Annotated in this window: 13 protein-coding genes; 2 read left to right on the top strand and 11 right to left on the bottom strand. The window is 63.4% G+C overall.

What is annotated here, in order from left to right:
• Window positions 1-12: 12 nt before the first annotated feature.
• Window positions 13-1,017 (bottom strand): amidohydrolase family protein, encoded by a 1,005-nt coding sequence (locus E4633_RS02380; protein WP_135868664.1) that lies wholly within the window; start codon window positions 1,015-1,017, stop codon window positions 13-15.
• Between the two features lie 276 nt (window positions 1,018-1,293).
• Between E4633_RS02380 and E4633_RS02375 the strand changes: the two genes are divergently transcribed.
• Window positions 1,294-2,775, top strand: a complete 1,482-nt coding sequence (locus E4633_RS02375; RefSeq protein WP_135868663.1) for a sigma 54-interacting transcriptional regulator — start codon at window positions 1,294-1,296, stop codon at window positions 2,773-2,775.
• A 47-nt stretch (window positions 2,776-2,822) separates the two neighbouring features.
• Here the strand turns inward: E4633_RS02375 and E4633_RS02370 are convergent, their stop codons facing one another.
• From E4633_RS02370 to E4633_RS02360, 3 genes are all read right to left on the bottom strand, one after another.
• The gene (locus E4633_RS02370) at window positions 2,823-3,236 is read right to left on the bottom strand and encodes a type II toxin-antitoxin system VapC family toxin (protein ID WP_246037872.1); all 414 of its coding nucleotides are present in this window, start codon (window positions 3,234-3,236) and stop codon (window positions 2,823-2,825) included.
• Between the two features lie 2 nt (window positions 3,237-3,238).
• Window positions 3,239-3,484: an antitoxin gene (locus E4633_RS02365; RefSeq protein WP_135868662.1), complete on the bottom strand. Its 246-nt coding sequence runs from the start codon at window positions 3,482-3,484 to the stop codon at window positions 3,239-3,241.
• A gap of 98 nt (window positions 3,485-3,582) precedes the next feature.
• Window positions 3,583-4,461: a GGDEF domain-containing protein gene (locus E4633_RS02360; RefSeq protein ID WP_135868661.1), complete on the bottom strand. Its 879-nt coding sequence runs from the start codon at window positions 4,459-4,461 to the stop codon at window positions 3,583-3,585.
• A 213-nt stretch (window positions 4,462-4,674) separates the two neighbouring features.
• Here E4633_RS02360 and E4633_RS02355 point away from each other — a divergent pair, with 213 nt between their 5' ends.
• Window positions 4,675-4,983, top strand: coding sequence for a TRL-like family protein (locus tag E4633_RS02355; RefSeq protein WP_198419374.1), 309 nt, complete (start codon window positions 4,675-4,677; stop codon window positions 4,981-4,983).
• Between the two features lie 58 nt (window positions 4,984-5,041).
• On the opposite strand, the gene E4633_RS02350 is transcribed toward E4633_RS02355, so the two are convergent.
• The 7 genes from E4633_RS02350 to E4633_RS02320 all read right to left on the bottom strand — a co-directional run bounded on the left by E4633_RS02350 (window position 5,042) and on the right by E4633_RS02320 (window position 13,611).
• On the bottom strand, window positions 5,042-5,989 hold the full coding sequence (locus E4633_RS02350) for an NAD(P)-dependent oxidoreductase (RefSeq protein WP_135868660.1): 948 nt from the start codon (window positions 5,987-5,989) through the stop codon (window positions 5,042-5,044).
• Entirely contained in the window at window positions 5,989-6,789 is an 801-nt protein-coding gene (locus tag E4633_RS02345) for a universal stress protein (protein ID WP_135868659.1), read from the bottom strand. Before E4633_RS02345 ends, E4633_RS02350 begins: the two co-directional genes overlap by 1 nt.
• A gap of 31 nt (window positions 6,790-6,820) precedes the next feature.
• Window positions 6,821-9,757: an NAD-glutamate dehydrogenase domain-containing protein gene (locus tag E4633_RS02340; RefSeq protein WP_246037950.1), complete on the bottom strand. Its 2,937-nt coding sequence runs from the start codon at window positions 9,755-9,757 to the stop codon at window positions 6,821-6,823.
• A 104-nt stretch (window positions 9,758-9,861) separates the two neighbouring features.
• Complete coding sequence (locus E4633_RS02335) at window positions 9,862-11,706, bottom strand: aldehyde ferredoxin oxidoreductase C-terminal domain-containing protein (protein ID WP_135868657.1); 1,845 nt, start codon at window positions 11,704-11,706, stop codon at window positions 9,862-9,864.
• Between the two features lie 111 nt (window positions 11,707-11,817).
• A complete protein-coding gene (locus tag E4633_RS02330; RefSeq protein ID WP_135868656.1) occupies window positions 11,818-12,042 on the bottom strand; it encodes a MoaD/ThiS family protein in 225 nt (74 codons plus the stop codon).
• Window positions 12,043-12,178: 136 nt separating this feature from the next.
• Window positions 12,179-12,889: an ABC transporter ATP-binding protein gene (locus tag E4633_RS02325; protein WP_129128080.1), complete on the bottom strand. Its 711-nt coding sequence runs from the start codon at window positions 12,887-12,889 to the stop codon at window positions 12,179-12,181.
• Entirely contained in the window at window positions 12,886-13,611 is a 726-nt protein-coding gene (locus E4633_RS02320; protein ID WP_135868655.1) for an ABC transporter ATP-binding protein, read from the bottom strand. Before E4633_RS02320 ends, E4633_RS02325 begins: the two co-directional genes overlap by 4 nt.

Raw genomic sequence — 13,611 nt, 5'->3', positions numbered from 1 at the left:
TGCTCCAGGTGGTCAGGGTGTGGGGACGGGAAGCCTGAGGACGGTGTTCGCGTTCGAGAAGACCTGCTCGGGCACCCCGAGCGCCTCCTTGAGGGCCACGTCCTGGTCCCAGGGATTGGCGATCCGGGAAAGCTCCACCATGCGACGCGGCGAGAGCTTGATGGGGAACGCGTAGGGGGTGACCGTTACGGTGTTGGGAAGCGGCATGTCGGTGCCGTAGAGAAGCTGTCCTGAAACGCCCTTCTTCAACAGGCGCGCGAGGTGCCATTTCCGGTTGATCTGGGTGAGCGCTGAGATGTCGCCGTAGCAGTTGGGGAACTCGTCGATGAGTCGGAGAAAGCGGTGATAGTTGCTCTCCCCTTCGTTTCTGCCGCAGCTTCCGCAGTGCGCAGCGATCACCTTCACCCCGAGCGAGAGCGGGAGCCTGAGCCGTTCCGGGTCGCCCAGTTCGTTGCGCGTCATGGTGAAGGAGTGCTCGGTGCCGGTGTGGGTGAGGAGCGGAAGCCGAAGCTCTTTCAGCTTCAGGTAAAACGGGACCAGGTGCTCGTCGGCCGGGTCGAAGTGCTGGATGGAGGGGAGCCACTTGACCAGTACGGCGCCGTCCGCCGCCGCTTGCTCCAGACGCGTGAGGGCGTCGTGGCGCAGCGGGTTCACGCTTGCGCCAAAAAGGAGATTCGGATGTTTTGCGGTCTCAGCCGCGACAAAGTCGTTGGGGATGTAAATCTCGGTGCTGCTCCGGTCAAGCTCGCCGTTGCCGTCCACCGCTCCGTCCATGGCGAGGATGACGGCGGCGGTTACGCGCTGTGAAGCGGCGAGCCGCTCGGAGATGCGCCGCATCACCAGGGCGTCTCCCTCCTGCAAGAGCTGCTCTTCGGTGACCCAGAAGGCTTTCAGGAAGACCCTGTAGCGCCAGCTTTTGCGCATGGCGGGCGAGATGAAGCAGCCGCTGTTTCCTGCGCCGATGCCGGCGGTGTGGCAGTGCATGTCGATGATGCCGTTTGCGGGTGCTGCGTGCATGTCGGTGTCTCCTGTGCGCGAGATGTCATTACTACTACAGGGAGTGTGCCAAGGACTGTTTTAAAGAGGTGATAACGGCTAAAGTGCTGGTTTGCCGCAAGACATGGCTGAAGCTGTGCCTGATGTTTCAAATAGTGCATTGACATTTTATGTGCATTGATACTACATAAAATGATCATTGTCTTTGTGTCGACTCCCTCCCCCTGACCCTCTCCCAAGGGGAGAGGGGAAAATGAGATGGTTGGAGTGACTGCAGCGCTTATGGGAAGAGGTCATATGACAGTCGCAAAAATTACCGATCAAGAGTGGACCTTTCTGGAGACAGTGGCACGGGCGGCTTTTGCCAATCCCTTCGGCGATACGCGCGACGACCTCGATATCCTCATCGGCGGCGCGTCGCCCGGTTCTTCCCCCGACGAGATCCTCATCTCGGTGCTCACCCGTGTAGCGACCCAGGTCGAGAGCCTGCGGGCGCGCGGGGTGGCCGATCTGCGTGCCGTGGAAGGGAACAGGCGCGAGGTGCTACGGAGGTTCTTCCTCTTCCACGTATTTCACCGCTACGTCGACCATTTCGACCGGCTCATCCAGGCCCAGTTGCAGGCGGGAGACAAGCCGTGCCGGGTGGGCTTCGCCGGCGACACGCTCGGGGAGATGGCGCGCTTCGGGCTCTCGGAAGACGAGGCAGAGCGGACATTCGCCGTCTTCTACCAGTTGCGCCGCGCCTTCTACTTCATCAGAAACGGCCTCGTCGGGAGCTCCCCTTCTATGAAGGCGCTGCGCCGGCATCTCTGGGATTGCGTCTTCACCCACGATATCCGCTGGTTCGAGGCGGGGCTTTGGAACCGTATGGAGGAGTTCTCCATCCTGCTCCTCGGTGAGACCGGAACCGGCAAGGGGGCCGCGGCCGCCGCCATCGGACGCTCCGGCTTCATCCCCTACGACCGGGCTGCAAACGGCTTCCCGGAGAGTTTTACCCGGAACTTCGTCGCCATCAACCTCTCGCAATATTCCGAGGGGGTGCTCGAGTCCGAGCTTTTCGGGCACAAGAAGGGGGCGTTCACCGGTGCGGTGGAGAACCATGAGGGGCTTTTCAGTCGCTGTGCGCCGCACGGCGTCATCTTCCTCGATGAGATCGGCGACGTGAGCGTACCGGTGCAGATAAAGCTCTTGCAGGTGCTGCAGGAAAGGGTCTTCTATCCGGTGGGGAGCCATGAGGCGAGGCGCTTCAGCGGGCGCATCGTTGCCGCCACGAACCGGCCGCTCGATGACATGATGCTAGGGGGAAGGTTCCGGGAGGATCTCTACTACCGCCTCTGTTCAGACGTGGTCACCATCCCGCCGCTGCGTGAGAGGCTCGGCGAGGACCCGGAGGAGCTGGACAACCTGATCGCGGCCATCCTGTCGCGCGTTGCCGGGCAACAGGTGCCCGCGCGGGAGCGGCAACTGGTGAAGAAGGTGATCAGGCGCGACGTCGGGGTGGATTACGACTGGCCGGGGAACGTAAGGGAGCTGGAGCAGGCGGTGAAGCGGATCATCTTAACCGGTCGCTACCAGGTGGTGCGCCGGGAGAAGGGGCCGGGCCGGGTGGATCGTCTTGCTGCGGGGATGCGGGAGGGGGCGCTCGGTGCGGAAGAGCTCCTCGCCGCCTATTGCGGGCTTTTATATGACACCTGCGGCACCTATGAGGAAGTCGCCCGCCGCACCCGCCTCGACCGGCGCACGGTGAAGAAGTACGTGCAGATGGGGGATCACGCATGATTTAGGTGGGGAAGGAGTCGGCGTATCTCAGCGAACGCGGCGTCGTTCTAGTGGGTGTCCAGCCAGTTTTCCACTACTAGTCCGGGAACTCGAGAAAATTCGCGTACGTTATTCGTGACTAAGATGAGGCCAAGAGACCGGGCATGAGCTGCGATCAGGAGATCGTTGGGGCCGATAGCCAGTCCACGCTGCTCTAAATCGCTTCGGATCTCGGCGTAGTGATCGTCCGCATCGACGTCGAGCGCGAGCACCTCGATGTTGGCGATGATTTGTTCAACTTTGGCACGAAGGGAAGATGACCCTTTTTTCGCAGCCCCGAAACGGAGTTCGCTGGCGACGATGATGCTTGTGCAGATGGTTTCCTCGCCTTGGGTCGCTATGCGGTGCATTATCGAACCGCCAGGGCGCTTGATGAGCTCAGAGAGGATGTTGGTGTCGAGGAGATAAACCAGAGGATACACAGCTAAAGCTCCACATCGTCCAACGGCGGAAGACCTTGGTCGACATCCGGAAACTCCTCATCCGAAGGCGTCCACGTGGACAAGAGCCCCAGCAACGATTTTTTCTTCACCGGCTCGATTATGAGCCGGTTACCTTCCTTGTGCATGATGGCCTCATCCCCAGGCAGCTCGAATTCACGGGGAATGCGGATAGCCTGGTTTCTCCCGTTTTTAAAAAGGTGGACGTGGCGTTCGGTAGGCTCGCTCATTTTTACCTCCTGCTGCTGTTGGCCTATGCCTTGACATAGGCTAGCAGTTCCCCGGGAGGATGTCCAGATTTTCAGCGGGAAAAAGACTCTGGATCATGTTACGCCGTGGCCGCCTCTTGCTGGGGTTCGAACCGCACCACCTTGTTGCGCCCCTGCTGTTTCGCCTGGTACATCCCCTGGTCGGCGCGCTGCAATAGCGTCTCGACCGTGTCGTGCTCCGGCAGAAGGCTGGTGCAGCCGATGCTCACCGTCACCGTCAGTTCCGTCTTCTCTCCGTGGTGATCAGTGATGGTCACCGGGGTCCCGGCGATGGTGCGGCGCAGGCGCTCGGCTACGTCGCACGTCTCGGCAGGCGGGGTGTGCGGCAGCAGGATGGTAATCTCCTCGCCGCCGTAGCGGGCCACCACGTCGGTCTGCCGCAGCGATTCCACCAAAAGCCGCGCCACGTGCTGCAGGACTAGGTCCCCTGCCTGGTGGCCATAGGTGTCGTTCACCGACTTGAAGCGGTCGAGGTCGACCATCAAAAGCCCCAGGTCCAGGTGGTGACGCCGGGCACGCATCACCTCGTCGCGCAGCCTGCGGTCCAGCACGCGCCGGTTGTAGATTCCCATCAGCGGATCGGTCATCGCCTCGTGCTCGAGGACGAAAATTCGCTTCAGTTCCAGGGTGGTCCGGTAGGCGAGGAGGCAGACCATCAGGCAGAAGACCGCGCCCAACACGAAGATGACCACGACGAGCATCTCTGAGTGCGTGTAGAGACTGCCCGCCTTCAGGCAGAAAAAGCCTACGTACCCTGCCACGAACATTAGCAGGAACCCGGCCAGCACGTACCACCAGTTCCGGTTGGCGCCCTTGGGGAGTTCCCTTGTCAGTTGCCGTACCAGAAAGAGCGCCGCAGTCAAAAGTGCGGCTCCAGACAGGAGCAGGATCGACATGACTTTTGCTAAAACCGGGAATATGTCTGCAGTGGTTTCCATGGGTTTCCTAAGTTAGCGGGGTTGGCGGATTTTACTAGCAATGGTTTGTACCAGTCAATTAATAAACGAGTAAGGTAATGCGAACTGTCGTATACGAATCCTTGAATTAAGAGCGGGCTCATGCTAAGGTCGCCGGGCCTAACCTTCGAGGATGATTGGTACAATCCATGGTTCCCGGCAGGCGATGGCAAATTCTTGGTTCAGGAGGAAGCTGTGAAGAAAGTTCTTTACGTTGGTATGTTGGCTGGTCTCGGGATGATGTTCGGTTGCGCTTCGCCGGTGCCGATGGGCGCCCTCTACACGGAGTTGAAGCTCCCGGTGGCGGCTACCGGGAACGGTGCTGATAAAAAGCACGGCGTGGCGGAGTGCAAGAGCGTGCTGGGACTGGTAGCTACCGGCGACTGCAGCATCGAAACCGCGAAGAAGAACGGCGGCGTTTCCAAGGTTTCCGCAGTCGACTGGGAAGGGAAGAACATCCTCGGTCTCTTCGGCGAATACAAGCTGCACGTCTACGGCGAATAGTCAGTAAAAAGCACGGAAACAACGAAGCCGGGCCCCGACAGGGGCCCGGCTTTTTTTGTTAGACCACCAGGTTGCGCGGGTGCCCGAGAACGAACCCTTCCAGGTTTCCGATCAACTGCTCCGCCAGTGTGGCGAGGGAACGGTCGCTGATCCAGGCGACATGCGGCGTGACGATCAGGTTGGGCTGTTTCAAGTCGAGAAGCGGAGAGCCATCTCGGGGCGGTTCCTGGGCCAGGACGTCGAGCCCCGCTCCCGCGATGGTCCCTTCCGCCAACGCCTGCGCCAGCGCCGCTTCGTCGAGCAGTCCGCCGCGGCCGCAGTTTATGAGGATCGCGTGGCGCGGCATCAGCTCGAGCTCGGCTTTTCCGATCATGCCACAGCTATCCTCGGTCAAGGGGCACAGCAGCACCAGAACGTCGCTTTTCGCAAGCACCTCCGGGAACGGAGTCCGTCCCGCGCGTACCTCCGACGCACCCTTTCTCTCGGCGCAGAGGATCTCCATGCCGAAGGCCTCGCCCAGCGCAGCCACCGCGCTACCCAAGGCTCCGACGCCGATAATGCCGAGGGTCGCCCCGTAGAGGGAGCGCGGCATCGGTTCCACCTGCACCAGGTACCCCTCCGAACGCTGCCAGACACCCCCCTGAACCGCCTCGTGGTAGGCAAGGAGGTTACGCCGCAGGGCTAGGACGAGGGAGAAGACGTGCTCGGGAACGCTCACCGACCAGTTGCGCACGTTGGACACGGCGACACCAAGGCGGCGGCAGGCCTCCAGATCGACGTGGTTGACGCCGGTGGCGGCGACCGCGATCATGCGCAGTTGCGGCAGTTCTGCCAGGTGCTCGGCGGTGATGGCGACCTGGTCCGTGATGGCGACGGTGGCGTCGGCCAGGCGCTCCACCACCTCGGCTGCGCGCGTGTCCGGGTATTCCGTCCACCGATGCGGGAAGCAGGGCGCACGTAGCGGCACCGAAATGCCGCCGCGGTCTAGAAAGATGATCCGCTCCATCAGTGGGACATGAGGACCGGGATGGTCATGTGGCGCAGCACGTGCTTCGCAACGTCGCCAAGGACGTAGGTGCCGAAGTGCAGGTCGGCGTATCCACCCATCACCAGGAGGTCGCTCCCCTCGTCGGACACGCGGTTTAAGAGCACGTCGCCGATGCCGAGCTCGGTGATGGCGCTCGTCTCGACTTGGGCCTTCACGCCGTGGGAGGCCAAGTAGCGGCGCAGCCCCTCCATGTCGGCCACCTCGTCGTTGCTCGGGTTCACCTCGAAGATGTGGGCCGACTCGGCGGCCTGCAGCAGGGGGAGGGCGTCGCTGAGCGCACGCGAAGACTCGCGCCCGGTCTTCCACGCCACGAGGATGTTCCTGCCGACGCTCTTGTAGCGCCCGGCGTAGGGGACGATGAGAACCGGCTTGCCGGAGCCGAACACCACCTTTTCCGGGAGGAAGTCGGTGGCGCGGCGTTCCGTGGAGCCGTGCTCGCTCTGTCCGACGATGACCAGGTCTGCGAAGGTGGCGTAGTGGCTGATCGCCTCGACGACGCCCCCGCCGAGCGCCTTGGCGTCCGCCGTTATCCACGCACCCTTCACGTCGGCGGCTGCCGTCCTCTCACGGAAAAGCTGCGCCAGTTCCTCGCCCGCCTCCTTGTCGTGCCCCCTCCGCATCGGGATCAGGGGATGCACCGCCACCTTGAGTCCCGTGATCGTCGCGCGGTGCCGTTTCGCCAGGTCGATGGCCAGCTCGAGCCGGTCCGCGGAATGTTCCAGGTTGTCCATGAAGACTAGTATCTGTTTCAACTCCATCTGGTGCGCCTCCTTGATGCGTGCGGGTGAGTTACTGGATGTATGGTGCTGCCGTCACCGGCCGGGTGAGCGCTTCGGGCCGGGCGAAGTTGCGCAACAGGTGTCCCTTGATCATCTCCTTGAAGTCCGCCTCCTGGTCACCACGGTAGACGAGAGACGAGGCGATCTCGGCGGCGAGGATGGCGTAGCGGCACTTGGCCGGCAGCCGCTCCAGGCGCCCCTGGTACTGTGGCTCGCGCAGCATGGCGGGAAGGTGCGCGAGGATGGCGCTTTGGAAGACCGGCTCGTCGCACAGTTCCGGGTTTCTCTGGAAGAACGAGAAGAGGCGCGCATAGTGGCCGTTGATCTCGTGGCTTATGGCGTCGGAGATCTCGGTGTAGATGAAGCTTCCCCCCGCCTCGCGGTGGCGCCGGAAGATGAGCTCCGCTTCGTCGCGCGCACGTCTTTCCAGGATCGTCAGCACGTCCCCCACGTAACGCTCCTTGTGGGCCAGAAACTCCTCCTCGGAGAGCATGAGGTTCGCGATGATCTCGTAGGACGAGGAAATCACGCCGCACTTGTTGGCCGAGGCGTCGCGCATGATGACGATGCCGCGCCGCTGCATCTGGGTCCGCGCCTCCGGCGTGATGAAGGAATTCGCCCCCTCGACGATGGCGCGGGTGGTGGGGGTGCCGTCCTCGCGGAAAAAGCGCGGCCAGTTCTCGGCGTCGATGGTCTCCGGGCGTCCCCCGCCGGGGATGAAGAGGTCGGTCGGGACCGAGAAGAGTAGGTTCCCGAACTCGCGGTGGAACTGGTCCGTGGTAACCCACTGCTCCTGGACTCCCGCCCCGGTGCTGACGGCGCGCTTGAACAGTTCGCGCAGCCCGTCGGTGCGCCGCTCGTTGCGGTACAGGATGAAGCCGCCGGGGTGCAGCCGGGCCGGATCGAAGGCGTCCAGGTCGTGCTTGAGTACGATGCGGGATAGTTCTCCGTGGTCCATCCCCTCGGGGTCGAAGATGGCGCCGGAACCGTCGAGGATCAGCTTGATGCACGCCTCGGGAGAGCGCTCGAGCATGATGCGCAGCGCGTTCCCCGCCACGTCGCCGCTAGGCCCCCCGGTGAACTTCACGCTGAAGCGGTCGCGCCTAATGTCGATGCCGAGCTGCTGCATGGCGGTCTCGGCGAACTGCATCACGCCGGTCGAGGTGACCCCGTACTCCTTGTGGTTGATCCCGACGCGCTTGCTGGAGATGAGGCCGATGCCGAGCAGGTAGCCGCGCTTTAGCGACTGGCGCGCGATCATCTCGATCATCACGTCGTGCATGTTCTCGTCGGGGCCTAGCTCGATCGGCTCGTCCTCGCCGTAGTAGTCGACGACGCGCGGGTCACAGGCCTGACCGTTCTCGGTGACGAAGATGTCCAAGAAGGCGTTGATGAAGCCGAACTGCAGCTTGTAAAGGCGCTGGGTGGAGAGGTCGCGCGCCTCGAGACGGGCGGCGTCGAGCACCACCACCATCTTCGAGCCACCCTCGTAGATGTCCTTGTTCTTCAGGTGCTGGGTGTGGGCGAGGACGTACACCTCGCGGAAGAGGGTGCTCGCCGAGGTGACGTACTCATCGCGATTCCTCGTGATGATGGTGCGCCACCCACCGCGGGCGATGTCGGAGAAGCCGATATGGTAGCCGCTGCCGTAGCGCCCGAAGAAGAAGGTGATGCGGAACGGGAGCTCCGGGGGAAGGTCGGCGGTGAACTCGGGTGCCAGCTCGCCCAGGTAGGCGGGGTCGAGCCGGAAGGCGAGGGCGTGCTTCTCGCGCACGTAGAAGTTCGTCTTCAGCGTGTTCCTGATGAAGGTGATGGCGCAGCGGAAGATGGCGCGGCGCAGGTCGTCGATGTAGCGGTGCCCGGTGTTGTAGGACTCGACGAAGCGGACCGTCTCCTCGAGCGTCTTCCGGTAGAACTCCTCGCGCAGGGAAAGCCCCGGCTGGAAGCGGATCCTGAAAAGCTTCGCGAGCTGGAGCGCGATGTCCGGGTGCGAGTGGAAGGCGAGCATCACGTCCTCGTAGCCGTACGGGTCGGGGTGGTGATGGGCGAGGTTCGTGTGGCAGAAGGCGATGAAGGCGTTCACGAGCGACGCCTCCTCGCCGTTCATCACGCGGCTCGTGACGAACTCGCGGTAGGTCCGCGAGGCGGTGGAGAGGATCTGGGTGTTGTAGAGCTCCATCTGTAGCCGGTCGAAGAGCTCGCTCCCCTTGGAGAGAAGCGGCGCGTCCGGGCGCTTTCTGACGTAGAAGGTGCCGAGGAAGTAGGGATGCACGCCGTTGGAGATGGTGAGGCAGTAGGCGCGCTGCACCCCGAAGCCCAGGCGGTTGAAGACCTCCATGGTCTGCAGGAGAAAATCGTTCTGCGGCGGGTTGCCGACCGCGAAGAGGACGCGGGTCTCGCTGTCGAGCCCCATGTCGTCGGTCTCCTCCACGTCGAGGAAGATGCCACCCTGGCGGTTTCCCTCCTGGAAGACCCAGAGGATCTGGGCCACCCGGTTCGGGGGGGAGATGCGGACGTACTGCTCGTTGTTGAGCCACAAAAGGCGCAGGAGCGCGTCGAGTTGGGCGAGGTCGAAGAGGGGATAGCGCGCCTTCAGCGCCTCCTCGATGCCGGCGCGCAGCTCGGCCGGGATCTCCGGGGGCGGGGCGTCGGCGATCTCGCTGTGCTCCTTCCTGTCGAAGTCGAAGCGCTGCACCTCGAGCCCCTGGGAAAGCCCCGGCACCGCCCCTTTCGAGTGGGTGAACTCGGCGTAGGAGATGTCGCGCTCCTGCAGGGTGCGCAGGGTGTCGTAGAGCGAGCCGGGGCGGTTCAGGCGGGCGAGGATCAGGGTCTTCGCCCGGTCCGCCACGGTGAGCCGCTGGTTCTGCGCCAGGGTCTTAAGTCCCACGGCGAGGGCGTGCACCGCCTCGGACTCCTCCTTCATGGTGATGAAGAAGTAGGAGTCCATCTGCGCCTTCAGCCAGGCGAGGTTCTCCCTGGACCTCGCGTCGCTTTCGGCGATGAGGCGGTCGACTGCTGCCAGGAGGTTCTGGTCGGCGCTTGGGCGCATGGCTACCCCTTAAGGACCGGCAAAAGTCCTTCCATTTCAGGCTTGAACACGCTCCAGACCCGCTCGCGCAGCTGGGCCAGGAAGTCGTGGGTGATGAACTTCGGGAGCGTAACCTTGTGGTTCGGGTCGTCCATTACCTGCGAGGGGAGGGTGTACTCCTCGTGCTCGTGGAAGCCCTGGCGCAGTTCGAGGGCGAGCCCGCGCAGGTACGCCCGGCGCACGGAGGCGAGAATGTCCGCCGAAGCGATCTCGAGCCCCGCCGCTTCCTTCACGGCACGCACGATGATGTCGTGGCCGATGCCGACGCCGACGAACTTGCACAGGCCGATCATGTCGTAACCTACCTGCAAGAGGCCGCCGCTGGTGATCGCCTGCACCCACTCGTCCAGGGAGTGTTTTCCTTCCTTTGCGAGCATCATGTGCGTCCCCATGGACATGTGTCCACCGGCGATGGCGAAGATGTAGCCGGGGTTCGTGTCCGGGAGGTAGGCGGGAAGCTCGAGCCCCTTCACGTGCATGGCGTAGGCTGTCTCGCCGAGCGCCTCGGAGAGGCGCTTCACGCCGCGCCCGAGTTCGGGGTAGAGGCCGCGCCCGGCGCCGTCGATGAGCGCCGCGATTTTTTCGTATTCGCCGAACGTTGCGCCGTTCAGGATCGGCGCCTCCGGGTGGCGCTCGTTGTAGTCGAGCAGGTAGGCGATGGTTGTGCCGAGCGAGATGGCGTCCATGCCGAGGAGGTCGCAGCGGTGGATCAGGTCGCACACCTCCTTCGGGTTGTGCACGCCGAGGTTCGAGCCGAACAGGATGAGCGGCTCGAAGTCGAACTTTGCGGCGAGCTTGCCGCGGCTGCCGTCCTCGTTTTTGTGGAAGAGGTTGTTGTGGCAGCGGATGCCGCAGCGGTGGCAGGCCTCGGTGGCGACCTCGAATTCCCTCTCCACCTCGTCGCGGAACAGGCGCTCCACGTTGTCGCACCCCTTGGGGCGGAAGTTGTTGAGCGGCACGGCGTGGAAGACCTGCAGCACCTCGATGTTGGCCCAGGTGCCCCCGCCGCCACCCTGGCTCGTCGGCTGGAAGCGTGCGCTACCGCCGCTTTTCAGGATGTCGCGGTTCACGTCGCGGATCTCGGGGGTGATTTTTTGCAGTTTGTCCGGGCTTTGGGCCACGATGGCGAGGAGGTTCTTGTACCCCATGAGGCTCCCCATGCCGCCGCGCCCGGCGAAGCGGCTCTTAGGCTCCCCGGATTTCAGCTCGTTATCGGTGCTCATGACCACCGCACCCATGTAGTTCGTCTCCCAGTTCTCGCCCGCCGGGCCGATGGCGGCGAAATGGGCGTCCGGGTACTCGGCGGCAAGCGCCATGATCTTCGCATGCCCGGTGAGGCCGATGAGATGCCCGGCCGGCTTCAGTTCGACCTCGGGACCGTTCGCCCCATCCCTCAGCACCGCGAACACCGGGGCCTCGGAGCGGCTCTCGAAGATCACCTCGTCGAGGCCGGTCCACTTGAACTTGTTGCCGAAGTTGCCGCTGCCGGTGGACCACATGGCGCCGGGGCGGCCGGTGCCGGACTGCTTCAGCGGGCTGTAGCCGGAGAAATAGCTGCGCATCCCGGTCATCACGCTGGTGCCGGTCAGAAGGCCGGAGTTCAGGATCAGCGGGTTTTCCGGGGAGTAGGCGTTTGCCACGTCGCGCTCGGCTAAGATCTGGAAGCTCCTGCCGAAGCCGCCGAGGACGTCCTCCAAGTTCCTGCAGGGGACCGCTGCGAAGTCGGCGCGGCCGGTGGCGAGGTCGATGGTGCAGCGCTGGTAGACAACGCTTGCCGGGTCGGTGCTCATCATTTTGTTGTCGCTCATATCTTTTTGCTCCGCAAAATCGTTATTGGGACTGGCTCCGACAGGTGCCTGCCCCCCTGGTATTGGTGGAACTCCGGCGAGGGCACCTGCAGAGAGCCGGTGCCGGCGGGGTCACCCCCCGCCCATGCGGGGCAAAAAGGAGAGGACGTCGCCGTCCTGTACTATCTCGTCCCAGGCCGCGTGCAGCCCGTTCACGAGGACGGTCCCCACGTCGTTTCTGGGAAGCCCCAACTGCTCCACGATGGAGGCGACCTTCTGCCCCGGGGTGCATTCCCACTCCGCCTCTTCGAAAAGCTTCCAGCGCAGGGAAGCGTAGAGTTTGATCCTGATCTGCATCCTTAAAACCTCGTAGCTAAAAGGTAAAAAGCCCCCGTCAGGCCGCACGGATCCCAGCGAGGCGCCGGGAGTGACCCGGCGCCTATAGGAAAAGCGGTTTCAGGGAGTCTGAAAGGAACGTGTTTTTCTTGGTTGGTTAGAAGCCGAGGTAGGCCTCGCGGATGGAGGCGTCGGCCTCGAGGTCGGTGCCGGTCCCCTGGCCCACGATGCGCCCGTTCTCCATGACGTAGCAGTAGTCCGCGACCTTCAGGGTCTGGTGCACGTTCTGCTCGACGAGGAAGATGGTGAGCCCCGCCTTGTGCAGCTCCTGGATCACCTTGAAGACCTCCTGCACCATGATGGGCGCGAGACCGAGGCTCGGCTCGTCGAACATGATCACCTGCGGGTCCTGCATGAGCGCGCGGCCGATGGCCACCATCTGCTGCTCGCCGCCGGAGAGGGTCTCGGCTGTCTGGGTGCGACGCTCTTCCAGGCGCGGGAAGATCTCGTAGATCCGCTTCAGGGTCTGCTGGCGCTTGCCGTGGGCCCTTTTCAGGTAGGCCCCGACCAGGAGGTTCTCCTCCACGGTCATCTTCGGGAAGAGCTGGCGCCCTTCGGGGACCAGGGTGATGCCGAGGTCGACCACCTTGTGCACCGGCATGCCGGTCACCTGGGTGCCGTCGTAGTGGATGGTGCCGTTCGCGGTCGGGATCAGGCCGCAAAGCGCCTTGAGGGTCGTGGTCTTGCCGGCGCCGTTCGCACCGATGAGCGCCACGAGCTGCCCCTTGGCCACCGAGAAGGAGATGTTCCAGAGGGCCTGGATGTCGCCGTAGTTGACGGAGATGCCGTTGACGTCGAGTAGATTCATGCTGCTTCCTCTCCAAAGTACGCTTGTACCACGTGCGGATCGCTGGACACCTCGGCCGGGGTCCCCTCGGCGATCTTCTTGCCGAAATTGAGCACCACCAGGCGGTCCGAGATGTTCATGATGACGCGCATGATGTGCTCGACGATGAGGATGGTGAGCCCCTGCGCCTTGAGCTTCATGATGAGCTCGACGGTGCGGTCCGCCTCGGTCGGGTTGAGTCCCGCCACAACCTCGTCCAGAAGGAGGAAGGAGGGGTCGAGGGCGAGCGCCTTGCTGATCTCGAGGCGCTTCCTGCCGGCCAGGGTAAGCCCGGCGGCGGAGAGGTGGGCGCGGTCGGCAAGCCCGGTGGTCTCGAGCACCTGCCAGGCGTGGCGCTCCGCGTCTGCCTTCTTCGGGTGTTTGAGGAACGAGGCGATGGTGACGTTTTCGAGCACGGTGAGCCCGGCGAACGGCTTCACCACCTGGAAGGTGCGCCCGATGCCGACCCCCGCCAGGTGGTAGGGGGGCTTGCCGGAGATGTCGTTACCCTGGAACACCACGCTCCCCTTGGTCGGGGCGTAGTAGCCGGAAATCACGTTGAAAAGGGTGGTCTTGCCGGCGCCGTTGGGGCCGATGAGACCGACGATCTCGCCTTTTTCTACGCTGAAGCTCACGTCGTCGACCGCGGTGAGGCCGCCGAAACATTTGGTTACCGAATTAACCTTGAGGATGGGTTCAGTCAT

The sequence above is a fragment of the Geomonas terrae genome (genome assembly GCF_004791675.1).
GTDB classification, from domain to species: Bacteria; Desulfobacterota; Desulfuromonadia; order Geobacterales; family Geobacteraceae; genus Geomonas; species Geomonas edaphica.
Note: the sequence above shows the minus strand (reverse complement) of the source record. Positions and strands in the feature narration are given on the sequence as shown.